Genomic DNA, 25,897 nt, shown 5'->3' with positions numbered 1-25,897 from the left:
GTCCGTACACCGCAGGTACCACGGGAAGGTCCCGCGCCGCCGTGGACAGGAAGCGGCACGCGTCGACGACGCACCCGCGCGATCGCCGCTCCCGCCACCGCGGGGCCGATCTCCGATCCGCCCAACTCCCGTGCGAGCGAAGATCATCCCCTATCCACGGCCGCCGCTCTCTGTGTAGCATCCTGCCTCCAGGTTCGGACGTCTGTTCTACGTCCGGACGTCTTACTTGAGCGGCCGTCAGGTCCGGGCGCGAGGCCGCTGAGTCATGCCGACCCGCCCCGTCCTGCGGTCGGCTCCCTGATTCAGAAGTGGCACTCCATTGCGCCCCAGACCCCCAGGGTCTTCCCAACCCCTGCGTCGACTCTCCCGCCTGACCCGCCGCCTGCTCCCGCCGTTACTCGCCATGGCCGTAGTGGCCGGGGTGGGTGTGAGCGCCGACTACACAGCACCGCCGATCCAGCCGGCCGCGGACTACGACTGGTTCGAGGACACCGCAGCCGAGCAGCTGCGGCAGGACCAGTGCCTGATGAGCGACGTGCTGCGGCTGGGCGGGCCGGGCATGGCCGCCACCGCCAAGGACGGGCTCAACCAGACGCCGGAGCGGCTGCGTGAGCTGGCCGACCGGGACTACTGGAAGAACACCCCGCTCGCCGCCGCCTACGAGTCCGACCGCGCTGCCGCGCTCGCCGAGTTGGACCGGCTCAACGCGCTCCACGACAGCTGGAAGATCACCGGGCTGGAGACGCCAGGCGGCTTCGCCTCCGTCGCCGACTTCGAGTGGCCGCCCGGGACCAGCGGTGACGACGGCGAGGACTTCCACTCCCAGACCGGCCTCACGGCGTGGGTCGCCGACCGGTTCTGGAAGGACGAGAGCGACTTCTACGAGGACGCGACCCCGCCCGCCGACGCGGCGACCGTCGCGGCCGTCAAGGCCCTGGGGCAGCCGCTGTACGGCAGCGAGGCCGACCCGTCCCTGCCGGACTGGAACCGGCAGCTCGCCCTGCGGAGCGCCTACAGGCAGCTCACCGACTGGAGTCTGGAGCCGACCGGCGCGGACAACGCCCGTCTCTTCCTGAGCTCGGGCGGATTCCCGAACAAGGCGCCGGTCCCGGGGACCGCCGAGCACCGGGTCGCGGTCGAGGACCTCAAGTCCCGCTTCGCCGCCTGCGCGTGGCGTGACCCGATGGACCCCGAGAAGGTCCTCGGCGAGGTATCCGCGACCGCCGGTGCTGAGTGGCAGCGGGAGATCGGTTCCCAGGCCGCCAAGCGCAACGACATCCTCACCGCGAACAAGAACGCCGTCCAGGCGCTGACCGTCGCCTCCGAGTCGATGGGTGAGCTGCTCGGCCACTCGTGGGTCGCCGACCACATCACCCGCTGGCAGGACTACTGGTCCTCGGGCGGCATCGGATGGATCGGCACCTCCCCGATGGCCGTCCAGATCCCGGGAGCGTCCGGGAAGTGCCTGGGCGCGCAGGGCGCCGCCACCGCGAACGGCACGCCCGTCGAGGTCGTCGCGTGCTCCAGCGCCGCCGCCCAGCAGTGGAGGATCAACGGGGGTTACGGCGAGGGCTACAGCCTGCAGAACGTGAACTCGCAGAAGTGCCTCGACGTCGCCACCAACCAGACGAAGATCCAGATCTGGACCTGCAACGGCACTCCCATGCAGGTGTGGAAGTTCAGCGTCCGGGCCGGCGCCACCCTGCAGAGCCTGGGCGCGAAGAAGTGCCTGAACCTCCCCACGTACACGGCGGGACAGGACGCGCTCGCGGCCGCGTGCAGCACGGCTGCCACGCAGAAGGTGCTGTTCAAGGTCTCCGCGCACAACGGCAGCGTTCCCCCGGCGGCGGAGTTCACCAAGGCCTCCCAGCGGCTGAGCGCCGCGCGCGCGGGAGCGGCGGCCGCGCTGGCCAAGCTCAAGAGCCAGGCGACGGCCGCGACGGCCGCCCAGACCGCCAGCGTCACCGCCGAACAGGCGGCGTACGCGATCGCGGACGCCAACGGCGCGCCGCGGGGTCGCGGTCTGCTGGTGGGCCAGCAGAAGGCGCAGGTCACGCAGGGAGCGTCGGCCGCGGTCGCGGCCCTGGTGAAGGCCGGTGAGACCGCGGAGGCGGCCACCCGCGCCGCCGCGGCGGACAGCGCCACGATCGCCCAGCGGGCGCTGGCGCAGGCCGCGCAGTCCAAGGCGGAGTTCCGCAAGCAGGCGGCGTACCGGGCCGAACTGCAGGCCAAGGCGGCCGCCGACGCGGCCAGGCTGCACCGTGACAACGCCAAGAAGGACAAGGAGCTGGCCGAGGCCAAGCTCGCCGAGTCCCTGGTCGCGGAGGCGGACGCCAAGGCGGCGGCGGCCGACGCGCACGCCAAGCGGCTGAAGGCCGAGGCCGAGGAGGCCACGGCCAAGAAGGAGAAGGACACCGCCGACCTCAAGAAGTCGGAGGCTGCCCGGCACCGGCAGACCGCGGAGACCGAAGCGGCCAACGCCGAGGCCGCCAAGGGCAGGGCCGAGACGGCCGAGACCACGGCGGTGGCCCGGAAGAAGGACGCCGAGACCGCCAGGGATCGCGCGAAGGAACTGCGCGACGACGCGTGGGACGCCCAGCAGAAGGCGGACGCGACACGCGCCAAGGCCGACGCCAAGAAGGCCTACGCCGAATCGCTGGAGGCGGGGGACGCGGCGGACGCCGCGCGGGCGGCGGCCGACGAGGCCGACCGGCACGCGGACGACGCCGAGGCGGCGGCCGGCCGGGCCCGTACCGCGGCCGACGCCGCCACCCAGGCGGCAGCGGACGCGGACGCCGCGGCGACTCGCGCCGAGGCGGCTGCCAAGCGCTCCCGCGCGGCAGCTGACCAGGCACAGGCGGCGAAGCTGCGGGCGGACGCCGCGGTGCGCACCGCGACCAGCGCGGCAGCCGACGCCATCGACGCCTCCGAGCACGCCTCGGCCGAGGCGGCGCTGTCGGTCGAGGCGGCCGACGAGGCCGAGGCGAAGGCGAAGACGGCCAAGACGGAGGCGGACGCGGCCAAGGCCGAGGCCGACAAGGCCACCGCGGCCTCGGCGAAGGCGGCGGGGTTCGCCTACGTCACCGCTCAGGCGGCGGTGGACGCCGGGAACTCGGCGGCCCAGGTCGCCGCTCCCGCGAACGACGCGATCCAGCTCGGCTCGCCGTACGTCACCAAGGACTCGGCCGCCTCCCTGGTGGTCCTGTCCGGCCAGGCGGCCAAGACCATCGCCGAACAGCAGAAGGCCGTCGCCGACGCCCACGCCGTCAACGCGGCCCAGGAGGCGGCTGCCGCCCAGGCCATCGCCGACCAGGCACAGGGCGACGCCAAGGCCGCCTACCAGCACGCGGCGAATGCCGCCAAGCACGCCGCGGACGCCCGCGGCTACTCGAAGGAGGCACTGACCTACGCGGCCGCGGCAGCGACCGCGGCGGCGAAGGCCCAGCAGTCGCTGGCCCGCACCATCGAGTACGGCCGGCAGGCCACGGCCGACGCGGAGGCCGCCGACAAGGCCGCGGGCCGCGCCGAGGGCCACGCGGCGGCCGCCCGTACCTCCGCCGACGCCGCCGCCCTCGACGCCGAGGCCGCTCGTTCGGCCGCCACGCGCGCGGAGGAGTCCGCGAGCCAGGCCAGGGACGCCGCCGACCGGGCCGACGCGGCGGCGACGGCGGCGGAGGAGGCCGCCAAGGACGCCCAGGCGTACGCCGAGTCCGCCCAGGAAGCCGCCACGCAGGCCGAGAACGCGGGGAACAAGGGGCAGATCGAGACCGGGACGGTCCCCGACGGGGCTGGCGGCCTCATCGGGGGCGTGTTCTACGTCGTCAACGACATCGAGCAGGTCGGCGAGCCCCAGGTCCTGAAGAAGACCGAGGGCTGTGACGGCTGGTGGGACCAGCTGTTCTACGACGGCGACTGCACGATGACCCAGAAGATCGGCTACAAGGCCGATCTCGACCTCTACCTGTGCCGGACGGAGGTCTGGGAGAACTCCTGCTACTCCGGGGACACGCTGTACCTCGGCGAGCACCGGACGGATACGCAGTACACCGAGGTCACGCACACCATCACGATCGGCGAGTACCAGAAGGGCGTCGACCCCGTCGACATCCTCTTCGGCAGCTGGATCCGATGCGCCCAGAAGCTCACCCCCGGGGGCGAGAACGGGAGCTGGGGCGGCTGCGCCTGGGCCGTGGTGGACGTGGCGTCCCTCTTCGCCGGCAAGATCATCCGGCCGATCGCGGACGCCGTGCGGGCCCTGGACGGCGCGGCCAGGACGGGCATCGGGTTCATCGACGCCTGGGCGGCGCTGCGCTCCCTCCGGATCTCCGAGGTCGCCGTCGCGGGCATCGCCGGCAAGATCATGCAGGCGGTCTTCGAAGCGTGCGAAGCGGCCTCGGCACGGGGGCCGTCGCGCCTCGCCGCCCGGGCACTCGCCGCCCAGAACTCGAACGAGGACTGCATCCGGGAGGTCCTCAAGGGCCTGGTGAAGGAGGGCGACCACGTCGTCCTCGGCATCAACCCCCGGGCGGACCAACTGGCGAAGGCCATCGGCGCCAAGACGTTCAACAACGGCGCCTACGGCACGAACCTGCCGGCGGCCATGGGGATGGGCGAGCGTCCGATCTGGACGGTCGGAGTGGAGAGGACCGTGTCCAACCCCAACATCCGGTTGACGGTCTCCCTGGACGGCGTCGCAGGCGCCACCAACGCCGACGACGCGCTCCGGCTGCTCCTGGAGCGGGGCGAGACGATCAAGGGCAGCGACTGGGCGACGATCCGGAGCGACGGCTTCGGCACCGCGTGGGAGATGATCAAGCTGCGCACCGCCGTCAGGGTCGGCGACCGGCCCTGGTCCTCGATCGAGTGGCAGTTCGGCGGCAAGAAGGTCACCCCCGAGCGCTTCAAGCTGGCCAACGGGGAGCCGGTGCCGTGATCGAGAGAGGAACCCTGGCATGACCGACTTCGTCCGCACCGGGAGGCTGTTCCGCCTCCACGGCTACACCTCGTCCCACCGGCAGCTCTATCTCCGGAGTGACGCCGATCCGCTCGATGGCACCTCGACCCACATCGAGGTGCACATCGGCCACGTGCGGCTGATGCTGCTGCTGCCGTACTACCTCGACGGCCTCCACATCCGGCGCGCCGGCCTGGAGGAGTTCGCGGTGCTGGCGGAGCGGCACGGGCTGGAGCCGGACGAAGCGCCCTTCACCTGGCTGCTGGACCCTGACGGGAACAGCTTCGTCGTCGCCAGTCCTCCGGACTGGCGCGAGGCGGAGGCCGCGCTGATGGGCGACCGGACGTCGCTGTTCGACGGTCCCTGGCCGCCGGACTTCCCGACGGAGTCGGGAAACCTCTTCTGACGCCTCGGCGCCACGGAGAGGAAGGTGAGGGCGGCACCCGCATCACGGGTGCCGCCCTCACCGACGAGAGGCCCTTCGGCGCCTGGCGCCCGGATCGGTCCCGCAGGCCCGGCTCGATCCGAACGAGCTGGACCTAACGAGCTCAGGCATGGTTCGTGGGGGTGCGTCGAGGGGTGCGGTCCCGCCCGGTATTCACATTCGCTCATCGGCCGAAAGGGTGCTGGTCCGCTGGTGAGACAGCAGACCAGCGATGGCTTGGATGGTGTCGGTCATGTGCCGGCGGCGGCCGTGGTGGCGGGCAAGCGCCCGCCAGTTCTCCAAGTGCGCGATGCCGTGCTCGACCCGGATGCGGCGGGACGAGTGAGCGTTGCGCCGGCGTTCGTGCATCTCCCCATACCAGTCGGGGGCGTCCTTCCTGAACTTGCGGTGTGGCGGCGTCACGACTCGACTGATCGCCGCACGTGCCCGGTTTCCCACCACACAGAGCATGATCAACAATCACAGTCGCGACGCCCACCGCTCACCATGCACGAACTTGTCAGGTCGCTGCGGAGTGCTTGCCGGTGGAGAAAATGCGGTGCGTGCCAGCACCGCGCTGGTCAGACTCGCTGATATGACTGAGAAGATCACCCGCATCAACCCCGAACAGCTGCATGAGACACCGGGCTACCACCACATCACCGTGGTGGAGGCAGGCCGTACCGCCTATCTGGCGGGTCAGTGCCCGCTTGACCGGAATGGTGGCCTCGTCGGTTCCGGTTCCCTCGATACGCAGGTCGACCAGGTTGTCGCGAACGCTCTCGCTGCCTTGGCAGCGGTGAGTGCCCAGCCTGAACATGTGGTGCGGTCAGTGATCTACGTGCGGAGCGATGAGAGGGACGACCTCGGAGCCGCATGGCGTCGGCTCACCGAGTCTGCCCTGGGTCCGGCGTTCACTACCGCCAGCACGCTCTTGGGCGTCGCCCAGCTGGGTTTTTCGGACCAGCTCGTCGAGGTGGATCTCACCGTGGCGCTGCCTGACTGACTTCGAACGGCACCATGGGGTAGATCAGCTGGGCATGCGCGGGACGCTGGGGAGGCCTACGTCTGATCATGTGCCGCGACCAAGGCGTACCGATCGACATGAAGGCCGTGAGGGTGATTCCGCTGCCTGACGCCGGTTCCGGCCTCCGCCCGTACGTGCACCTCCCGGGGCGCACCCCGGGGCGCACCCCTCAACCCTCGGAGCTGGCAGTCCACTTGGCTCCATCGACGGCTTCCTCGACCTCTCGACCTGGATCGCCACCATCATCGGCTGCGTGTTCCTCCTCGCTGGCTACCGGCTGATCACCGGCAACAAGCGCAGCCACCGCCACGCCTGACCAACCCAGTCACACCGCAGATGGGAAACGGCTCCCCTTCTCAAGCGAGGGCGGAGCCGTTCTGCTGCTGTCAGGTAGTTCCACAAGGACCGCCGTATCCGTTGCCAGACTGCGAAGACCGAGGTGGTGCAGACCTGACAAGGCCTCTGCCCGCTGGCTGGTCCGCGCGGGCGAACGCGGGAACGCGGAGGCCTGCCTGCGCGCCGAGTATGTCCACTGCGCCACCGACTTCGCCCGAACCGCCGCCCGCGGCCTCCCCGGAGTCGACGTCGTCGGCGGTCGGCCGGTGAAAGCCGTGGGCAGGCCGGGGCATCTGTGCGTTCGCGATAGGTGTTCGGCGGTTCAACCCTGCTTGGCGACGTCCCGACAATGCTGGTGCGCGCGGCGTGATGACCGCCCCCGGGGGCAACTCATTGTGTGTCCGCGACTGCACAATGTAGTTGCTGCAGGATGTGAGGGGTCACCATGCCTGTTTCCACCACGCCCGGGACCAACTGGGGTACCTGGATCAACCTCGAAGGCGACATCTTCGCCGAGCCCGCTCCCGTGCTCAACGCCGACAACCGCGTCCAGGTCTTCGTCCTGGGCGGGTCCAACACGCTCTGGAGCAGCGCGACCCGGGTCGAACGTGGAGCCCCTGGTACCACCATCAGGACGTGGCCATCGTGGGCGCCCCCAGCCCGGTGCGTGGCAAGGACGGCAAGATCCGCGTGTTCTACCGTACGCCCGCGGGCCACCTCGAGGTCATCACCCAGACCTCCCCGAACGGCACCTTCGGCACCCCGCAGCAGCTGGTGACCAACGTCGGTGGCGAGCCGGCCGCGGCACTCAACGCGGACGGCCGCATCCAGGTGTTCTTCCGCGGCACCGACGGCTCCCTGTGGTACGTCCGAAACCAGGGCCTGTACTACGAGGCGTACACCAACCCCGTCTCCCTGGGCGGCACCATCTACGCCACCCCCTCCCCGGTCCTCGACGGATCGGGCCGCATCGTGGTCGCCGTCCGGGGCGGCAGCGACACCCTGTACACCATCCAGCAACGTACCCCCAACGGACTCGACAACTGGAAGCCGTTCCAGCAGGAGACCACCGGCGTGACCTCCCGCCCCTCGGTGGTGCTCGACGCCGCCGCGCGGGTGCAGGTCCTCTACCGGGGCTCCGACGGAGCCGCCTGGCGAGTCGGCCAGCACGACGACCACGAGGGCTTCCACACCTCCGTGAGCCTCAACGGCCAGATCATCGACCGGCCCACCGCCGCCCTCGGTCTGGACGGACGGATCAACGTATTCGTCAAGGGCACCGACAAGGCCCTGTGGGTCTCGGTCCAGGCCGCCGAGAACGACAACGCCTACCAGGACTTCCAGTCCTTGGGCGGCGTCATCGGCGACGCTCACGTCAGCCCCGCCATCGCCAACCACGAAGCCCTGCTCTACGTCTTCACCCAGGGCTCGGGTACCGCGCGCGAGCTCTGGACGCACCGCCAGACCTGGTCCTGACCCCCGCCCGGAGCAGGCAGGGGCCCCGGCCAACGGGCGGGACCCTGCCTGCTCCACGCCGCTCCGAGCTGGTTCTTCGGGCCCGTGTCGTGCTCCCCTTCGAGGCGGTTCCGCCTCCACGCCTCCTTGGCCGCCGGCGACGACGCTGATGAGGGCGGTGGCGCGGTTGTCGTGCCGCAGGGTGGTGATTGCGGTGGGGGTCAGGCGGTCTCCGGCTGCGCCGTAGGGCCCGCCGAGGGCGATGGACCCACCGCGCGGGTTCATCCGCGCAGAATCCAGGCCGAGTTCGGTGCAGGGGGCCAGGACCTGGGCGGCGAAGGGGGTACGTTGCCGGCGATGGTGTCGACATCGGCCAGGGACATGCCGGCCCGGGAGAGAGCACTGCGGGTGGCTGTGACGGGGACGGAGCCCTTCGGTCTCAGGGGTGCCGGCCGAGACGGCGCTGGCCAAGATCCGCGCGGGCGAGGTGTGGCCGTGCGCGCGGGCGTAGTCCTCGGACACGACGACGACGGCTGCGGCTCCGTCGGACAGTGGTGCGCTGTTTCCGGCAGTGGCGCGCCCGTCAGGCCGGAGGCGAGGCGGCAGCCCGGCGAGGGATTGCTCGCTCAGGCCGGCGCGTGGGCAGTCGTCGGGCGTGGCGGTCGTCCCGTCCTGAACCTTGACCGGGACGACGTCACCGAAGCGGAACCCTCGGCGATGGCATGCCGGCAGAGCTGGTGAGAGCGGGCGGCGTACGCGTCCATGTCGGCGCGGGTGATGCCGTACAGGTCGGCGGTGCTCTCGGCGGCCAGGCCGACGAGGATGCAGGGGACGGGGTGCTGGCCACCCTGATAGCGACGGGTTCGGGGCGCGATGAACAGGCTTTGTCGCCGCCAAGGCCGATCTTGCCCCACCGGCGTACGGGCGCGCATGTCCCCTGGCCTCGCGAGGTGCGCGCCTACGGCCACACGTAGTGTGAGGTCACCGTCTTCGCTCCTGCTAGCTGGGCGAGGCTGACCGGAAGGTACGTGGAACATGACTGGGCGACGCGACCGTTGGGCGGAACTGACCGACGGACAATCCGGACAGGAGTACGCTGAGCGTTTCGCGCAGCTCGCCGAATCAGGCCACGACATCCACGGCGAGGCAGCGTTCTGCACCGCATTGCTCGATCCCGCCGCCCGGGTGCTCGATGCCGGCTGCGGCACCGGTCGGATCGCGATCCGACTCGCGGAGCTGGGCCACCACTGCACCGGCGTGGACGTCGACCCCTCGATGCTCGCCGTGGCCCGCCGAGACGCCCCCACGCAGGAATGGCGCTTCGGCGACCTGGCCCGCCTGGACACCCTCGACCTGGATCAGGGTTTTGACATGGCACTCGCCGCCGGAAACGTCATCCCCCTGCTGGCCCCGGGCACCGAACCCATGGTTGTTCGGCACCTGGCCGCCGCACTGCGCCCCGGCGGTCTACTGGTCACGGGCATGGGACTGGACGCAGCGCACCTGCCGCTGCCGGAACCCACAGTGACCCTGACGGAGTTCGACCACTGGTGCACGCAGGCCGGACTGACCCTGCGGCAGCGCTACGCCACCTGGAGCGGTGATCCCTACCACCCAGGCTGCGGCTACGCCGTCAGCGTCCACGTCCGCCCCGTCACGTGAGTCCGAGCCTTCGTACGACGGTCTGGCCGGGCAGGCGTGCCCGAGTGCTCCCATGACTTGACGGTCTGCACCCCACGACGGGGGACAGGGCGTCGGACCCGACCACGCATCCGATCCCGACGGGTCAGAAGCAGAAGGTCAAGCGGTCAGGGCTTGGTCGAGGGTGGGGTGGCAGGGGATGACGGTGTCGATGCCGACCAGGGTCAGGACGCGCAGCACGCCATCCTGGGCGGCCGCGATACGCAGCCATCCCCGTGCGCCTTCGGCCTGGCGATGGGCGAAGATGAAGACGTTGATACCGCTGGAGTCCAGGAAGGTCACCCCTTCCAGGTCCGCCACGATCCGCGGCGGAGCGGCCCCGTGCGGGGGCATCAGAGCGGCACTGAGGGCTTCCCTGCTGGTGTGGTCGATCTCGCCCGCCAGGGCCACGACACGAACGCCGTCGACCGTGCGGTGCGTGATCAACAGCCGTGCGGGCCGGTCCGTTTCTTCGTTGCCGCTCATGCTCTCCTCACCTGCGCATACGCTTCTCCCCGGGCGGGAGTGAGTGGGACGATTCTGCCCCACCGCACAGGCCGGCTACACCCGGATGGCCGGACCGCTCACCTCGCATTGCGTAGGGATCAGCCGGGCGGGTAACCGCGCCGCGTGGACGGGAAAGAGGATGAGGCCGTGGAACCCCAGGGTGATGGCGAGGGCAATGACCAACCCCTCCCGGACAGGTACCTGATGCGCGCCGGCTACGCGTTCGAGGGCGACAGCGGATGCATCGCCGCAGCCCGCCACCAAGCCACCACCTTCCTCGAGCAAGCCCGTACCGAGCACCGTCTGCCGGTGTCGGAACGCGCAGAGGATCTCACCGTGCTCGTCGTCAGCGAACTGGTCACCAACGTCCTCAAGTACGCCCCCGGACCCGTGCTGATGGAGCTCCGTGCCACCACCGGCTTCGTGGACATCGTCGTCTGGGACAGCAACCCCGCCGTTCCTGCGGCCCGGGCCGCCGACCCGAGTCGGATCGGGCAGCACGGCATGGAGATCATCAAGGCTGTCACCGAGGCCCTGCTCATGGAGCAGGAACCGGTCGGCAAACGCATCACCGCCCGCCTCGCCCTGGCCGACACCCTCAGCCCCGCTTAGCGGTCCTGCCGAAGGACCAGTGGCCCCGCGAGTAGGTGGGAACGGGCGAGGCTCTGGACACCCCGGACGGTGAGCGGCTGAACGAGGGGGAGATGGAGCGGTCCCGCAGGCATCGGCGGAACGCGAAGCCGTGGAGCGGGAAGTAGAGAGGCCGGTGGTGCAGACCGTCACCAACCTGGTCGGCGTCGTTCATCTCGTGGCGACGGTCGCCGCACTCGTCAGGGTGACTCTCGGGGCCCCGCCATCGCGGCCGGCGGGGCGGAGGAGTCACGTTCGAGGGAGTGGCCACGGTTGGCAGGAAGATCGCGAGTTACGTAACGTCGCACACGGAACGTCGCACACGGAGTAACCACACAGGTGCGTGCCCTCCCGCACGGGGGAAACTAAAAGGGCACGAATGGGTCGGGCGGCCTCTCTCGGGGAGCCATCGGCGGCGCTTTCCCCGCCAAGGTGGTTGCGGCAGGCAGCCGTGACCACAGTTCCGGCCCCAGGATTGCGTGATCATGCGACGTGACCGGCACGGTGCGTCTGCGGACCGGCCCGAGGACAGCGCACACCTCGAGGAGTTCGCCTCCCGACGCGTTGACCTCGTCTCCGCCGTGGCGACGGCGCACCGCAGGTAAAGCGGGTGGGGGAACAGGTCGCGGAGCCGGAGTAGACGTCGGCGAGAAAACGTCTGATCGGGGCGGACGAGGTAAAGCATGAACAGTTGGAGCAGGCCCCGCACCTGCTCCATATCGACTTGCCCACGGCCGAGTGGTAGGCGATCACCGAGATGATGTACCGGTCCGCGACGGCCGGGCCTGTCGGCAGGGATCCACGGATCAGGTCGGTGGAGGGCAGCCCCCCGGACAGGTAGAACGCGAACTGCGACAGCGCACCGCAGTCGCAGTTGACCGCCGCGCACCACGGATGATGCGGCGCGGGCACGGTGTGCAGACTCGCCGGATCAAGGCGCGCCGACAGCGTCCGTGCGAGCGTGGATTTCCCGATGCCGGAATCCCTTCGAGGATCGCGAACGGTCCGCCCCGGTCGACGGGCGGTCCCGGACTGTAGGTTCCGTGAAGGAGAGTCACAGCAGTCCTTCCGTGAACGCGTCCACACGCCCGGCCACGCTCTCAGCGAGCCGGTCGATGTCGTCGACGAGCGGCAGCATGTCCAGCCGCGTGTCGGAACCGGAGGACGCAAGGCTGCAGCCCGCCGGAGTGGTCCAGGCGCAGCGCCCTGAACCCCTCGACACAGTTCCGTGTGCGCGGGCACCTACCGCACTGCCCGACGTGGCGCCAGTCGGGACCGCGTTCGCTCACATCGACCTCGACGTCGTCGATCCGGACACCCACCGGCCCTGCCCCGTGCCGGCGAGTTCCACCCGCTCCTGGCTCGTGAGCGTCCCAGATGGTTGACGATGCCGCGCGCGGAGACGGCCGAGGGCCGGCTCTCCTGGTTGAACCCGGTGTCGACGAGCTTGATGAACTGGACCGGTAGCCCGCGCGTCAGCGCGTACTCCAGGATGGGCGCGATCTCGTTCTGCTTCTGCAGCAGCGTGTTGTGCCCGACCTCGCCCCCCCTCGCGGGCAACCTCGATGCACTCGAGGACCCTGCCTACCGGCAGCGGCGTCTTGGCGATCTGTGCGGACGCCGCGTCGCTGAAGTAGCGCAGGACACCTTGACCTTGTCCAACCGACGATGGGCGCCCGCTCGGTCAGCCCCGTCGGCACCTCACCCGCCACCGGCGACGTCACAGGCGACGTCACAGGCTCCCTGCCGGTGACGAACACGCGCTTGATACCGGCGCGTACCGGGGCGGCGATGATCTGGGTGTAGTGCTCTGCCCGCAGTTCCTTGGGCCGGACGGCGTGGTGGGGCTGTTCGTCGGGAGGGGCGTCGCCTTCCTTGTGACAGAACCAGCACTCGGTGTTGCAGTACGGCGTCAGGGGCACGCGCAGCTGGCCGCGTAGGGCGGCGAAGTTGTGTAGCGCTGTCCAATGGGTGATGTCCGCGAGCCGGTGGTGGGCGGGCATGACCGGTAGCGTCGTGATGAACCCTCCCTCTGTCAGGGGATCCACTTGCGGGAGCCCTCCCGGCACTACGAGACTGTGGCTCGATGCGAGGGGCAGACCTGACGCTCCGCCCCGCGCCGTGCCAGGAGGCTGGATTCGCCCCTGTTGGCTCCAGGTCAGCAGCCGGTCTGGGGCGGTGGTCTGAGGTGCCTTCCAGCCGGGCATCGCAGAACCCCGGCGTCGGGTGCCGTGGAAGAGGGACGCGGTTGCACTTGACCAGTGCAGGCCTGGGTGCGGTCGCGATGTCTGTGAGGCGCTGCCCTTCGCGGGACTTCGCGGCTGTCGGCTGCGGGCTGTGGGCTGCGCGGGCTGCGGAGGAAGCGGAGAGAAGACCTGATGAGTCAGTTCACGCGCCGGACGGCGGAGACGTCGGTGCCGAACTCGACGTGGTCGGGGCCCGGTCGACCACCTGCCGACGCCTCGTACGGCGGGAGTGCGGTGACCACCTTCGCTGCAGCGCGCAGGGCGGGCACCGCGGTACCGCGTTCAGGGGCGGCGACCTCATGCCCGCCCGACAACGCTGAGCGTTTGCCATTGAGTGACGGGCTGGCGGGCAGCTGGGGAGCGACAGCGAATCGGCAGCGGAACGTTAGCGGTGAAACGGACACTGATACCTAAACCGGCGGCACCCCCGCCCCCGGGCCTGCACGTGACAGTCCCTCACCACCTTTGGGAGCAGCAGCCCATGTCCAGTACGAAGAGATTGCAGGCCGCCCTGGTCGCGGTCACCGCCGTTGCCGGCCTTGCGGTGTCGGCCGCACCGGCCCAGGCCTCCACGTGCTACGGGAACGGTGGCGCGTACATCTGTGAGTACGGCGTCTCAAGAACGACCCTCGCCGACGGGACGGCACAGGAGTACGTCGTCGGTACCGACAACGCGGTGTGGGCGAACCGTGCCCGCCCCGACGGCACCTGGAAAGGCTGGGTTTCCTTGGGCGGTTGGGTCAAAAGCCGCATCGAAGCCACCCCCCGGCAGGAGTCCCCCCACGACAGCATCAGCATTTCGGCCATCGGTATGGACGGCAAGGTCTGGTTCCGTGTAGGGAGGTCCGACGGCTCTTGGGGCACCTGGCAGATGAACTGCTACGACAGGCCGAACGGTCCGTACTGCCCGTGACCGCCGTGGGTATACGGCCCCGGCCCTGATCCGGACCCGTCTGACACTGGGCACGTCCTGGCTCACTCGGTGCCTCTACGTCACCGTGGGGAATGATCGCGTCGTTCGTCTGCGCGTTCGTGGGCAGCGTCGAGAACGGCGGCGGGAACATATACGGCGACGGGGGAATCGGGCTCGGGGCCTGGCCCAGCAGAGGAGTGCGTCATGCCGACGAATCAGTCCGCCGTCGCGCAGACCGCCCGCCAGACCCCGCATCCTCAACACGGACTATGCGGCTCGTGCCAGCGTAGTTGGTGTGAGGGCGAGGGCGTTCTCGTACGCGATCGGTGATCGTTGTCCGAGTGCCTGCGTGAGGTCCGGCTCGGTGTCGAACGTCCCCGTAGCACCTGGTGACTACGGGCGCACAGACTGACTGACCCGGTGAGCCACCACGTCCCGCGCCGCGCCTACTGCGGCACCAGCCCCGCCAATCCCGACTCCGACCCGGCCCCCGGCCGTTACTACGCCGAAATCGGCGGGCCGCTCGACGGCGAGCTGTTCGACGCCACCGGCTGGAGTCCCGACGAGATTCGAGACCGGCGCCTACGGGCCCGGTGGGCGCTTCCTGTACGACCCTCGCCTGGTGACTCCGGCCGCTGGGACTGGAGCGGCGACACCCCCCAACCCGGCCGGGGCTTGCCCGAGCCGTCCCTGGCCCCGAGCGTGCGCCGTATGCTCCAGGCTCGCTCAACTGGGAGGGGACGGAACGTGAAGACGGCGTTGCTGAAGCGGACGTGGGTCGACTGGGGTGTGTGCCTCTCCACGGCCGTGATCGCCGTCAGGTGCCAGAGCCCTTTCCTGGTGGTCTTCCTTGCCGTGGTCGCGCTGGTGGCGGCCGGAGTCGGTGCCCGCAAGACCTGGCAGATGACCAGGCCGCAGAACCAGAACCTGGGGTCGCGCGTTGCGCGGCTTGCCCAGGACGCGCACGGCAGGGCAAGCCTTTGCGCCTCGCAGCGACAGATGTCACCAGTTGTGCGTCATGACGTGGTTCTGTGCGGCGGGTCGCAGCGGTGGTTGTCACCAGATACGCGCGGCAATTGTCACTCCTGAGCTGGTCTCAATCGTGTTGTCACCAGCATGGAGATCGCAGGCTGGCCGGGATGCGATGGCCGTTCGCTGGGTGGGTGAACGAGGAGGCGCGTGAGCGCGTACGGCCCCGGGCTGTGGTCGCATGTCTGCGGTTGGGAGGATCTTCTCGTTCCGCTGGATGTGGCACCGGGCCGGATGACGTGGGCATGGGGGAGGGGTGGACGCGTCGCTGGTCGGTGGCGTGGCGGAACGGCAGGGGCGAGGTGTCGTGCGGGGTGCGCGATCTGGCCCAGATGCCGCTGGCGGACGGCGGCCCGACTCGCTGGTTCTCCTGGCGGCGCGGAATTGTAGGGATGGTCAGCGAGCCAGTCCCGGACTTTCCTGGAGCAGTGGGCTGAGTGCCCGTCGACTGCGAGATGGGCCTTGCGGTTGAAGTGGCCGGCGAGCCATTCCAGGAAGCGGCACATCGCCGCGGCGGTGAAGCCCTCGGCGAGAACCACGAAGTGCATCCGGCCCTTGGTACTGATCGCCGACATCGCGTTCACCGAGAACCGGTTCCCGCTCCGTCGCACCGCGGGGGTCCTGCCCTTCTCACCCCAGGGGCGGCCGGCGACCTGGTCGGATCGGATGCCGACCTGGCCCGCGAGGAGGATCTCGCCGCCGTACATATTCGCCTTCGCCCGGATCTTCGGCCAAGTCTCCCGAAGCCAGTGCCGGACGGCCTCGGAGTCCTGCTCGGCGGTCCGCTTGTCCGGGTGCTGCAAGGACAGCCCCCGCTGCTTCAGGTACGTGCCCACCCCTGGCTCGGTCAGCCGCACCCGGTACAGCTTCGCGATCAGCTCGCCCACCAGCCGCCGCGTCCACAGCTGCCCGGTCAAGCCCACGTCACAGGGGCGGTGGTCGAGGACCGCCTGCCGCACCGCTGCCTGCTCGGCCTCTCCGAGCACCTGGTGCACCTCGACCGGCTTGTCCCGCGCCTGCATGACCAGCGCCTCTCGCCCGTCGGCCTGCCACGTCGCCCACCAGATGCCGACCCCCTTCCGCGACGCCCCGAACACCGCCTCCACGTCCTCAGGGTCCCGGCCCGCCACCGACGCGGCCACCGCCCGCAGCCGCAGGACCTCCTGCGCCCACGGCGACAGATGCCGCGCGTCCTCCACCGGATCGCTCACCCTTGCGTCTGCCCGGGAAATTTCAGGTCTGTTCTTCGACGCCGATCACGGTGCGCAGTGCGTCCCGAGCTGGCCCGGACTTGCCCTCATGTGCTTCCAGCAGTGCGGCAGCGATGGCGTTCAGTTTCTGTTGGACTGCATGCTCGGCGCGGCGCTCGCTGTTCTTCAGAAGCGCCAGGAGCAGGAGCGTGACGGCGGTCATCGACTCGCCGGCGAGTAGCATCCATGTCACCGGCACCTTGGCGATGTGGACACCGATGACCACTCCGACCATCAGTATGCACAGAGCGAAGAACGCCGGGCTGCTTGTGAAGTTCGAGGCTCGTTCTGCGAATCGCGCGAAGAAGCCAGGCTGGTTCCCGCCGCGCTCGGCCGGATGTTCGAGAGTCATGTTCGGTACTTTCCCATGTCCGATGGTCGGACCAGCACAGTGTGCCGGGGCGCGACCCGAGGGAGATCGGTAGCCGCGCGGCTGCTGTCTCCGGCTCGGTCAGACCATCGCCTGAGCCACGAGTCATAGATGTGCACGCCCTGATGATGCGCGTTCGGACCACATCTCGGGATGATCCCTTCGAAGTCGGCAACGTCCTGAACCGCTGGGCAACGACTGAAACGCTGTCCGCGGGGCGCCCCTTCCAAGGCGCGCAGCACACGATCACGCCCTTCAGCCTGGAGACGCTCCAGCCTCCGCACGACCTCGGCAAGATCGCCCCCAACCGAGGTCACTGCTCGTCCGCAAGGTCGAGATCGTCGCTGCGCTTCTCGGGCTCGGCCTCGGCATGCCAGGGGAGGCGCCACGGGCGCGCGATCGGACGGGACACCACCCGCCACCACGACTCCCCGGACAGCTTCCCCGCAGGCTCTAACGGCTCAGCAGGCCGAGGGAACGCCACCGCCTTGCCAGCCTCCACGGCCGCGTCCCTCGTTCACCCGGCTCCGCCCGCGCGTGCAATGCCAGGCTGAAGGTGCCCCAGTGGAGCCATCTGGTGGACCTCCCTGCAGGTCAAGGCGGGCATGGCCCCTGGGCGGCGGGCTACATGTGAATGTCCGGCCACCCGCTGACCAGCGCCGCACAGTCCGCGTGGTTCTCGGCCGGCGTGAGCTCTATCGAGTCTCAGAACCCCGCCACTTGCCGACCCGGCACACCTGACGTCGGCTCATGGCCTTCCCGAGCTACCTTCATCGCGAGGTTCCCGTTCCCGGGCCTGAAGGGGTGCTGGGCGGCAAACTCCGGGCCCTCAGCGCCGCGACTTCGCCCCGTAGCTCGGTCAGTTCCCGGTGCAGTGCCTGAATGGCGACGAGCGCCACCCCGTTGGCATCGGTGCAGCAGATCGTCCTGTCGTTCTCACCCACCCCGAACGCCTTCCACCAGTCCTGCGCCATCGGCCCCAGGTGGCGTACGTGCGGAGGGTCCCAGTGGTACCGCCACGTGCTGACCGGTAGTCGTACCACCTGTTCGAGCAGCTGGTGGCCGTTGACCGGATCGCTGTCGCTCACCGCCCCGGACACGGCCCCCGACGCCAGGCCCGCCGCTGAAGCATCTTGCCGAAGACGCCTCCAGACCAAGGTCGGGATCCACATCCTGACCAGGATTCCCCTCAACCGCAGGCCGCTCATCGCTCCCAGACCACCGCGGTGATCTCGGTCTTCAGCGCACGATCCGAGAACAGCAGGCTGCCGCCGCCACCACGGTTGGCGGGGTGGTCCACCGGCACCTGGACAAGACCGTTCCCCAGCCCGCTGCTGTAGGAGGTCTCACCGACCGCCGTGGAGTCATGGTTCTTGTTGATCATCGTGGTGTCGTAGGCGGCGTTCCCGACCGCCAGAACGTTCGTGCTCGCCACGGCTGGAACGCTCAGGGCACCCGTGCAAGTAGCCGCCGTGGCCGACAGCACCAGCAGACGACGGGTAACGCGCTTCGTGGACATGGGGCATCCTTCCGGCCGGGGACGCCGAATGCGTCCGTGACACCCCTAACGGCCTAACGCCCCGAAAGGTACGTGGCCTTCCGCACACGACTCTGCGGGCTCTCTGGAGCAACAGGTGTGACACGACTGTGTCCTGGATAGACCCCTGGCCCTGGGAAGGGGCATGCACCCGAGCGAGGTAGCCCCCGGAGCGTGGACACGGGGGGCTCATGCTGGGAGTGAGAGTTCAGCTGTCTTGCGGTGTTGCTGTTCGAACTCGATGGGGGAGAGGTAGGAGAGTGCGCTGTGGACGGCGGGCGTTGCAGATGGTGAGTCACCGGAAGATCTCCAGCCTTGCCTGCCACGTCGTCAAGAACAGCTTCCCCTGCTTCGTTTCTCGCTTCAGTTCTTGAGCCGTTTCCAACCTCACGCTGATGCGTGGTGAAGGACGAGGACGGCCGTCATGACGTCGGGGAGTCGGTTGGTGCTGTAGCGGAGCTTTCGCAGGAGGGAGATGGCGGACGCCTTCTCCCGGATCGTCCGCATCGCCTCGGCCAGGGACGGGGGCGAGGGTGGCCAGGACCTCGGCGGCTTCACGTATTTAGCGGTAGACGGACGCGATCTCGATGCCGACCCCGGCGGCAGCTGGGCGTAGGTGTCACCGCACCGCGGTGGACCATGACGAGCAGGGCCTGTCGCGAGGCAGGAAGGCCGCGCCCGCGCTGCCCGCCCGCGCGTCGAAGGACCCGCCCCGACGGCGGGCGTGGCCCCAGCCAGCTGCTCCTCGAACGGCGGCTGAAGCCGCTCGGTGGGCACGTTCTCGTACGAGATCCCGTCCACGGGCGAGATCCCGCCCACGGGCTTCAGGTGGTCTTGCGGGCGAAGCCACGTCCGGTACTCCGCCGGCTCCACCCCACCGTCCTGCCGGTGAAGAGGCGGTGTTCCGACCGTGCGCCATCCGTTCACTCCCCGACCGTGGCTGTACGCAGAAGCCGTTGGGGGACGCGCCTGTCGTCAACTCGCCTCTGGCCCGAACCGACGCTTGTATGCCGATGGCGTGATGCCCGTCTCGCGACGCATCAGCGTGCGCAAATTGGTAGCGGTGCCCAGCCCACTCCGCCGCGCGACCACCTCAAAGCGTGACTCGCCTCGTTCGATCAATCGGCAGGCCAAGGCAAGTCGCTCTCCCGTGAGCCACATCAACGGGGTCGTTCCCATCTGTGCCCGGAAGCGACGATGCAGCGTCGCCGGGCTGACCGCCGCCTGTGCCGCGAGGTCTGACACCGTGAGCGGCGAGTCGAGCCGTTCCTGCGCCCAGGCGAGGAGGGGTGCCAGGGACTCGTCGGGGAAGTCGGGCATGGGGCGCTCCACGAACTGCCGCTGTCCGCCGTCCCTATGCGCCGCGAAGACCAGTCGCCGACTCACGGAGTTGGCAATCTCGGCGCCGTAGTCGCGGCGGACCACATACAGACCGAGATCGAGTGCGGCCGCGCTTCCCGCAGCGGTGAGGATGTCACCGTCATCCACGAACAGCACGTCCGTTTCGAGGTGGACAGCAGGGAAACGGGACCGGAAAGAAGCCGCCCACTGCCAGTGGGCGGTGGCCCGCCGCCCGTCGAGCACGCCGGCCTCGGCCAGGGTGAAGGCGCCACTGCAGAAGCCGATCAGGCGTGCGCCACGCGCGTGCGCCCGCCGGATGGCGTCGAGCACAGCGGGTCGGCGGGGCACCTCGATGTCGGGGCGGTTGGGGACGATCAAGGTGTCCGCCGCATCGGCCGCTTCCAAGCCGGCGACTCCCGTGAGCGTGAAGAATCCGTCTCGCATCGGGGTGCGGGGCGCGGGGGAGCAGAGCCTGAAGTCGTAGAGAACGCGGCCGATCTCCGGCCTGCGGAGGCCGAAGACCTCGGTTGCACAGCCGAGCTCGAAAGGGTTTGAGTTCTCGTCCACGATCACGACCACCCGGTGTATGCCCGCCACGTGGGCTTGATGCGAGGATTCTTTCGCCATGTGCGATTCCTAGCACTCACGCTGCCCCTGCGAAACCGCGGAGGATGAGCCCATGAGTAACCAGCCCATCCCCCTCAGCCAGGCTCTGGCCTCCTTCGATGCGGTGTGGAGCCCCCGCATCGTCACGCGCGTCAACGACTACGACGTCCGGATCGCCAAGGTCGCAGGCGAACACATCTGGCACGCCCACGACGACACCGACGAATTCTTCATGGTGCTCGACGGGGAGCTGCACATCTCCTTGCGTGAGCCCGAGGGTGAGCGCACGGTCCTGCTTCCGCAGGGAGCGGTCTTCACCGTCCCCGCAGGTACCGAGCACAAGCCGTACGCACCGTCCGGTGCCGCGATCCTCATGTTCGAGCCGACTGGGACACCAACCGTGGGCGACCGCCACGATGAGATCCCCGATCACGTGGACGCCACGACTGGACACTCCCTCAAGGCCTGAGCGGACAGGCCGCATCGGCAGTCGACCACCCCGGATCAGACCTTCCCGATGCGTGATGCGGACTTCCTGCGCTCGGAGGGTGCTGTTCGAGGAACCCGATGCCGCCGACCTCGACGGGTCTGAGGTGGGCGGGCCGCGATCTCGGTGTGGACAAGCAGTACACGGACGTATCGCGTGGCCGGCTCCTGCGGCAAGTCATCGAGAAGTTCACGCGTGATCTCAGTCCGCCTTGCCGCGAGCGCGGCCAGGAGGTGGGCACTCGGGCTCCGGCGGAGCCATGCCATGAGGGACTCGGGTCGTGGCGCCGCGGTGAGAGTTTGGGCAAGCGGTACGAGTACCTCAGTGACCTGCCCGTTCTCGTCGGCGAGGAGCTCGTGGACGCGGTCGCTGGCAACGCAGCGTGTGCGGCATCCGTCCGTGCTGATGTCCGCCGGCGACCCGCATCGGCGGCAGGTGAAGGCGATGGCGACGCCGCAGCACGGGCCGCAGGTTCCGAGGTCGTCGTCGCTGCGGCCGACCCGCACGCGGGTGACGCCGCAGAGGGTGCATGGCTCAGGGTTGCGTCGACGTCTGGAGTAGCAGAAAGGGCGAAGAGGACTGATCGGCCATGTGGTGACGGTGGCCTTCTTGTTGCGTCCGCAGTCGACGCATCGGTGCGAAGGCCGAGGTCGTCACGGGTCACGGAGGAAGGCTCCGTCGGCCCCGTGCGCGCGCCATCGCGGAAGCGCCCTACGAGATCCCGACGGCGGGAGTGGGTGGTCCTGCGGCCCGAATCCCATCCGGTACCCCGCCGGCTCGACCCCACCGTCCTCCACGTTCCGGTACGCAGGAATCGAGACCAGGTTGACCCACCCGTCCGGCGGTTGCCGCCGCGCGTGCAGACGCCCGACGACCTCCTGGTCCCCGGCGAGCATCAGCACCAGGATCGGCACCGGCTCGAACTCGGAGGACGTCGTCGTCACGTGCTCGCCGTAGAAGCCGAAGCGGTGAGCGGTCTCCAGTGCCTGCCTTCGAACCTCACACGGCGCCGGTCCACGGGGTGTCCGCCATGAAGCGTTTCCGGAACACCGTTCCGGGACTGGTGAGGGCTGCGGCGACTGCCGCTCCCGGAACCCTGCCGTACATAACCCGCCTGGGAACCTTCCGGTAGCCGCATGCTCTGAAGAGATCCGCTGCTGAAGCCCAACTGTCGGCGGCCACCACCACCTCATCCAGCGCGTCACAGGCGTTCGACGCGTCTACCAGAGCCGCGTACGCCACGACGAGACCCCCCACACGACTCCTGGCAGCCATGGCCATATCCACTCCCCTCCGACAACCGATCGGGCCGAAGACCCCTACCCATCGTCCTACTGCCGGGCTCTGGACTCTCCAGGGTCCCGTACAGGAGTAGTCAGCGCCCCGCCCTCTCGCCCGCACCCCTTGACCACCTGGCCACAGCCCCGCCCGAAGCTCCAGCGCCAGGACCTGGAGGCGGGTTGAAAGGCAAGTTCCAGGGCTAGCTGGTCCGCCGCGACGTTGCTGTGGCCAGTCCACGACGCGGGCACGGAGCGGCCGGCATGCGGCTGGCCGGTAGGAGGATGTCCGTGCGACCCGGATGTGCCAGCCGCCGAGGCTGCTGGCACATCGCCGTCCTCCGCACCTTGCCGATTCAGCACAGCAGTTTCAGTGCCGCTGTGGCCAGTCTTTGGGCGGTGAATTCCGGTTCGCAGGCCGGCAGGATCAGATGACTGATGGTCATGCGGACGATGACATCCGCTGCCATTTCGAGATCGTTTGTGCCCTGTTCCGGGTACCGTGTGGCCAGCCAGCTCTGGACCAGGCTTTGGCCTGCATCGAAGATCGGGTCTGCTCGGGCAGTGAGAAAGGGGAGCAGGCTGTCTGATCCCTCGCGGGCGGCTGTGATCACGGCCCGGACCAGAGGCTGGTTGTCAGCCTCCGTGAGTGCGTACAGGATGGCGGCTTCGAGGCAGGCGTGGGTGTCCGGGAGGCCGGGGTAGAGGGTGGCGGCTATGCCTGCGAGGAATTGTTGGGTTTCACGGACTACCAGGGCGCGGCCCAGGCCGGCTCGGCTTCCGAATTCCTTGTACACCGAGGGGCGTGACACCTCGGCTCGGGCTGCGACGGCTGAGAGGCTGACCTGGTCCCAGCCGGCGTCGCAGGTCAGGTCACGAGCTGCGTTGAGTACGCGGAGTCTCATCTGCTTCCGCCACGCGACGCGCGGGGGGTCGGGTACCGGTTCACCGGTGGGTGACTCCGTTCTGCTCTGATGCTCGTCCGCCATGGCGTCAAGTCTGTCAGTGACGTCGTACACCTGGTTCGGCAGCCCGGCGACGTGCGGTGGTGCCGGCCCCTCTGAGTACGGGGTGGGGCCAGCACCACGTTCTGGTGGTCGAGGTGTTTAGAGGCCATCTCATTTGGGTGCATCGGTATTCTGTGAGTCATGGTGGGGATCGTTGAGCGGTTGGTGCCGGACGAGTTGTGGGAGTTGTTCCAGCGGGTGGTGCCGGAGGCGCCGTCGCGGCCGCAGGGCGGTGGTCGGCGTCGGCACGGCGACCGGGAAGTGCTGGCCGCGATCGTCTTCGTGGCCACGTCGGGTTGTACCTGGCAGCAGCTGCCTACGGCGTCGTTCGGCCCGTCCGGAGCGACCGCCCACCGGCGGTTCTCGGAGTGGTCGAAGGCCAGGGTGTGGGCCAAGCTCCACCGCCTGGTCCTCGACGAACTAGGTGCCCGCGGTGAGCTGGACTGGTCGCGGTGCGCGATCGACTCGGTGAACATGCGGGCCCTGAAAAGGGGGACCTGACGGGTCCGAATCCTGTCGACCGGGGCAAGTACGGCTCGAAGATCCACCTGATCACGGAACGGTCGGGTCTGCCCATATCCGTCGGCATTTCCGGGGCCAACCTGCACGACAGCCAGGCCCTGATCCCGCTTGTGAAGGGCATCCCGCCGATCCGCTCGCGCCGCGGCCGACGACGGCGCAAGCCCGGCAAACTCCACGCCGACAAGGGCTACGACTACGCCCACCTGCGGCGATGGTTACGCGAGCGCGGCATCACCCACCGCATCGCCCGCAAGGGAGTCGAGTCCTCGAAACGGCTGGGCCACCACCGCTGGACCGTGGAACGCACCATGGCCTGGCTCGCCGGCTGCCGCCGCCTCCACCGACGCTACGAACGCAAGGCCGACCACTTCCTCGCCTTCACCAGCATCGCCTGCACCCTCATCTGCTACCGCAGACTCGCCAAATGAGATGGCTTCTTAGTGCCGGGAGCGCTTGCGCCGGGCGAGGAAGAGGAGGCTGCCGCCGATGCCGAGGACGGCCGCCGCGATTCCGACCGGGAGTACCGGGTTGGAGCCGCCGGTCTCTGCGAGCGGCTCGCTTTCGCCGTTCGGCTTCGGCCCGGAGCCGCTGTCGGTGCCGAGGGTCGCTTCTGCGGCGGGCGACGTGCCGGCGTCAGATTCTCCGGAAGGCTCTGCCGGGGTGGCGCTCGACTGGCTGGGAGAGGCGGACTCGTTGGCGGAGGGCTTGGATGCCCCTTGTGTCGCGTCGTTGCCTTCGGCTGTGAAGCTGAAGGCTCCGCGGTCGGGTGCGCCGCCGGACCGGCGTGTTTGGGTGAGGTCGGTGGTCACGGCGGCGAACGGGGTGCCGGAGCCGATGGCGGGGGAGCCCTTGCTCAGCCGGAAGTCGGCGTCAGCGCCGGTACCCGGATGGGTGAGCTTCGGATCGGAGACGATGTCGTTCGGGCCCTTGACCTCGGGGGCCTTGCCGCCGAAGTAGACGTTGTAGTCGTACGTGACATCTACGTTGCGGGACTTGCTGTTCGTCGCCTGGCCCGGACGGCCGTAGGCGATGTTGTTGAGCAGCCGGACGTCGGTGCTGTCGTGCGCGAAGATGTTGGCGTAGCTCTCCATGCGGGGGCTGCGACCGTTTTTGTACGCCGTGTTGTTGACGATGTCGACGTGCTGGCTCTTGAAGGAGTGGATTCCTGAGCCGCCGTTGTTGTAGGACAGGTTGTTGGCGACCAGGACCCTGCCCTGGTAGTCAGGGCCGTTTTCTCCGGCCTTCGACTTGTCCTTGAGGGTGTCGATGATGATGCCGTTACCGTCCGAGTAGCACTTGCAGCGCTCCCACTTCACCTTGGTCTCGTTGTCGTGGACCGTGTTGCTGGTGACGCGGATCTTGTACGTGCGGGGGTTGCCGCGGTCGATGTCGTGCGCGGCCAGGATCGAGATGCCGCTGGTGGCGTAGACGGTGTACCACGAGGTCGCGTAGACGTGGTTGCGGTCGATCGTCATGTAGTCCGCGCCGCGCGAGCCTATGCCCAGGCCGGGGCAGTGGTGGACGGTGTTGCCGACGATGTCGATGTGGTGGGGTTTGGCGCCCGTGGCCTTGTTCGGCTCCGCCCAGATGCAGTTGGTGTTGTACGTGGGATCGTTCTTCTTCGCATCGCGCTCCGCCCCGGCCAGGGTCAGCGCGTCGCTGTTGCCCTTGACTTCGAGGTTCTTGATGGTGATGTAGGACGTGCCGTAGACACTGATGCCGTTCCACGCGTTCACGGGGTGGATCACCGGGTTGTGGCCGGGGTGGGCGGTGAAGGTGATAGGTGCGCCGGGGCGGCCGGAGCGCCTGACGGTCAGCACGTTCGAACCCTTGGAGCGCTCGGAGTACGTGCCGTTCATGATCGAGACAGTGTCGCCCGGTCCGGCGCTGTCCGCGGCCTTCTGGATGGTGCGGAAGGGAGCCCCGGCCGAGGTTCCCGGGTTGCTGTCGTCGCCGCTCGGGCTGACGAAGTACGTGCGGCCGGCAGCGTGGGCGGTGCCCGCTCCCAAGGTGACGAGACCGAGCGGGGCGGACGAAGCGAGCAGTGCTGCGGTCACGGCAAGGGTGCTCGTGCGTTTCATTGTTGCCTGATCTCCGAGATCGTCCTGGCGGTAGCGGTGGGTGTCCTGCGCCGGCGGAGGCCGTGGGCAGGAGGACGGGCGCAGAGGGACGAGTTGTCCGTGGCACGGTGCCGGGTCAGGGCGCCGTGCGTCGCGCTCCGAAGTCCGCTGTGAGGGGGGTGAGTTGCGTGAGTGACAGTCGCAGACCCCAAAACCGAACGCAACCCCGTACCTGCTGT

The 25,897-nt window shown here is 69.0% G+C and carries 22 protein-coding genes and 2 pseudogenes; 11 read left to right on the top strand and 13 right to left on the bottom strand.

Features of this window, described 5'->3' with window-relative positions:
• The first annotated feature begins 403 nt into the window (after positions 1-403).
• Positions 404-4,933: a polymorphic toxin type 27 domain-containing protein gene (locus ACRRSS_RS19150; RefSeq protein ID WP_435972325.1), complete on the top strand. Its 4,530-nt coding sequence runs from the start codon at positions 404-406 to the stop codon at positions 4,931-4,933.
• A gap of 19 nt (positions 4,934-4,952) precedes the next feature.
• On the top strand, positions 4,953-5,360 hold the full coding sequence (locus ACRRSS_RS19145; RefSeq protein WP_435972324.1) for a hypothetical protein: 408 nt from the start codon (positions 4,953-4,955) through the stop codon (positions 5,358-5,360).
• Between the two features lie 192 nt (positions 5,361-5,552).
• Here ACRRSS_RS19145 and ACRRSS_RS19140 read toward each other — a convergent pair whose 3' ends face one another.
• Complete coding sequence (locus tag ACRRSS_RS19140) at positions 5,553-5,849, bottom strand: transposase (protein ID WP_435972323.1); 297 nt, start codon at positions 5,847-5,849, stop codon at positions 5,553-5,555.
• A 124-nt stretch (positions 5,850-5,973) separates the two neighbouring features.
• Here ACRRSS_RS19140 and ACRRSS_RS19135 point away from each other — a divergent pair, with 124 nt between their 5' ends.
• From ACRRSS_RS19135 to ACRRSS_RS19125, 3 genes and pseudogenes are all read left to right on the top strand, one after another.
• Positions 5,974-6,384: a RidA family protein gene (locus ACRRSS_RS19135; protein WP_435972322.1), complete on the top strand. Its 411-nt coding sequence runs from the start codon at positions 5,974-5,976 to the stop codon at positions 6,382-6,384.
• A gap of 220 nt (positions 6,385-6,604) precedes the next feature.
• Positions 6,605-6,721 (top strand): annotated as a pseudogene (locus ACRRSS_RS19130) (GlsB/YeaQ/YmgE family stress response membrane protein); the annotation flags it as partial.
• 656 nt (positions 6,722-7,377) lie between these two features.
• A complete protein-coding gene (locus ACRRSS_RS19125; protein WP_435972321.1) occupies positions 7,378-8,217 on the top strand; it encodes a hypothetical protein in 840 nt (279 codons plus the stop codon).
• A gap of 132 nt (positions 8,218-8,349) precedes the next feature.
• On the opposite strand, the pseudogene ACRRSS_RS19120 reads toward ACRRSS_RS19125, so the two are convergent.
• A pseudogene (locus ACRRSS_RS19120) lies at positions 8,350-9,093 on the bottom strand (hypothetical protein); the annotation flags it as partial.
• 138 nt (positions 9,094-9,231) lie between these two features.
• On the opposite strand from ACRRSS_RS19120, the gene ACRRSS_RS19115 reads away from it, so the two are divergent.
• A complete protein-coding gene (locus ACRRSS_RS19115; RefSeq protein WP_435972320.1) occupies positions 9,232-9,858 on the top strand; it encodes a class I SAM-dependent methyltransferase in 627 nt (208 codons plus the stop codon).
• A 138-nt stretch (positions 9,859-9,996) separates the two neighbouring features.
• Here ACRRSS_RS19115 and ACRRSS_RS19110 read toward each other — a convergent pair whose 3' ends face one another.
• Complete coding sequence (locus ACRRSS_RS19110; protein WP_435972319.1) at positions 9,997-10,362, bottom strand: STAS domain-containing protein; 366 nt, start codon at positions 10,360-10,362, stop codon at positions 9,997-9,999.
• A 225-nt stretch (positions 10,363-10,587) separates the two neighbouring features.
• Between ACRRSS_RS19110 and ACRRSS_RS19105 the strand changes: the two genes are divergently transcribed.
• From ACRRSS_RS19105 to ACRRSS_RS19095, 3 genes are all read left to right on the top strand, one after another.
• Entirely contained in the window at positions 10,588-10,995 is a 408-nt protein-coding gene (locus ACRRSS_RS19105) for an ATP-binding protein (protein WP_435975375.1), read from the top strand.
• Positions 10,996-13,740: 2,745 nt separating this feature from the next.
• Positions 13,741-14,172, top strand: coding sequence for a hypothetical protein (locus ACRRSS_RS19100; RefSeq protein ID WP_435972318.1), 432 nt, complete (start codon positions 13,741-13,743; stop codon positions 14,170-14,172).
• A gap of 747 nt (positions 14,173-14,919) precedes the next feature.
• Positions 14,920-15,261 carry a hypothetical protein gene (locus tag ACRRSS_RS19095; RefSeq protein ID WP_435972317.1) on the top strand — a complete coding sequence of 114 codons (342 nt, stop codon included), beginning with the start codon at positions 14,920-14,922 and terminating at the stop codon, positions 15,259-15,261.
• Here the strand turns inward: ACRRSS_RS19095 and ACRRSS_RS19090 are convergent.
• From ACRRSS_RS19090 to ACRRSS_RS19065, 6 genes are all read right to left on the bottom strand, one after another.
• The gene (locus ACRRSS_RS19090) at positions 15,252-16,412 is read right to left on the bottom strand and encodes an IS630 family transposase (protein ID WP_435972316.1); all 1,161 of its coding nucleotides are present in this window, start codon (positions 16,410-16,412) and stop codon (positions 15,252-15,254) included. The two genes, ACRRSS_RS19095 and ACRRSS_RS19090, sit on opposite strands and share 10 nt — an antisense overlap.
• A 22-nt stretch (positions 16,413-16,434) precedes the next feature.
• On the bottom strand, positions 16,435-16,803 hold the full coding sequence (locus ACRRSS_RS19085) for a low affinity iron permease family protein (protein WP_435972315.1): 369 nt from the start codon (positions 16,801-16,803) through the stop codon (positions 16,435-16,437).
• Positions 16,804-17,591: 788 nt separating this feature from the next.
• On the bottom strand, positions 17,592-17,909 hold the full coding sequence (locus ACRRSS_RS19080) for a tail fiber domain-containing protein (protein ID WP_435972314.1): 318 nt from the start codon (positions 17,907-17,909) through the stop codon (positions 17,592-17,594).
• Positions 17,910-18,025: 116 nt separating this feature from the next.
• Positions 18,026-18,340 carry a hypothetical protein gene (locus tag ACRRSS_RS19075; RefSeq protein ID WP_435972313.1) on the bottom strand — a complete coding sequence of 105 codons (315 nt, stop codon included), beginning with the start codon at positions 18,338-18,340 and terminating at the stop codon, positions 18,026-18,028.
• Positions 18,341-18,745: 405 nt separating this feature from the next.
• Positions 18,746-18,916, bottom strand: a complete 171-nt coding sequence (locus tag ACRRSS_RS19070) for a hypothetical protein (RefSeq protein ID WP_435972312.1) — start codon at positions 18,914-18,916, stop codon at positions 18,746-18,748.
• Between the two features lie 417 nt (positions 18,917-19,333).
• A complete protein-coding gene (locus ACRRSS_RS19065; RefSeq protein ID WP_435972311.1) occupies positions 19,334-20,326 on the bottom strand; it encodes a GlxA family transcriptional regulator in 993 nt (330 codons plus the stop codon).
• A gap of 52 nt (positions 20,327-20,378) precedes the next feature.
• Between ACRRSS_RS19065 and ACRRSS_RS19060 the strand changes: the two genes are divergently transcribed.
• Positions 20,379-20,774 carry a cupin domain-containing protein gene (locus ACRRSS_RS19060; RefSeq protein WP_435972310.1) on the top strand — a complete coding sequence of 132 codons (396 nt, stop codon included), beginning with the start codon at positions 20,379-20,381 and terminating at the stop codon, positions 20,772-20,774.
• Positions 20,775-21,445: 671 nt separating this feature from the next.
• Here ACRRSS_RS19060 and ACRRSS_RS19055 read toward each other — a convergent pair.
• From ACRRSS_RS19055 to ACRRSS_RS19045, 3 genes are all read right to left on the bottom strand, one after another.
• On the bottom strand, positions 21,446-21,736 hold the full coding sequence (locus ACRRSS_RS19055) for a hypothetical protein (RefSeq protein WP_435972309.1): 291 nt from the start codon (positions 21,734-21,736) through the stop codon (positions 21,446-21,448).
• A 55-nt stretch (positions 21,737-21,791) separates the two neighbouring features.
• Entirely contained in the window at positions 21,792-22,067 is a 276-nt protein-coding gene (locus ACRRSS_RS19050) for a hypothetical protein (RefSeq protein ID WP_435972308.1), read from the bottom strand.
• A gap of 358 nt (positions 22,068-22,425) precedes the next feature.
• Complete coding sequence (locus tag ACRRSS_RS19045) at positions 22,426-22,974, bottom strand: TetR family transcriptional regulator (protein WP_435975374.1); 549 nt, start codon at positions 22,972-22,974, stop codon at positions 22,426-22,428.
• 243 nt (positions 22,975-23,217) lie between these two features.
• On the opposite strand from ACRRSS_RS19045, the gene ACRRSS_RS19040 reads away from it, so the two are divergent.
• A protein-coding gene (locus ACRRSS_RS19040; RefSeq protein WP_435972276.1) for an IS5 family transposase occupies positions 23,218-24,026 on the top strand; the annotation gives its coding sequence in 2 pieces (ribosomal slippage) (positions 23,218-23,566 and positions 23,566-24,026; 810 coding nt in all).
• A gap of 9 nt (positions 24,027-24,035) precedes the next feature.
• On the opposite strand, the gene ACRRSS_RS19035 is transcribed toward ACRRSS_RS19040, so the two are convergent.
• Positions 24,036-25,655, bottom strand: coding sequence for a right-handed parallel beta-helix repeat-containing protein (locus tag ACRRSS_RS19035; protein WP_435972307.1), 1,620 nt, complete (start codon positions 25,653-25,655; stop codon positions 24,036-24,038).
• Between the last annotated feature and the right edge of the window lie 242 nt (positions 25,656-25,897).

This window comes from Streptomyces sp. Qhu_M48 (assembly GCF_051305195.1).
GTDB lineage: Bacteria > Actinomycetota > Actinomycetes > Streptomycetales > Streptomycetaceae > Streptomyces.
The sequence above is the reverse complement of the archived record's forward strand: the minus strand, read 5'-3'. Positions and strand labels throughout refer to the sequence as shown.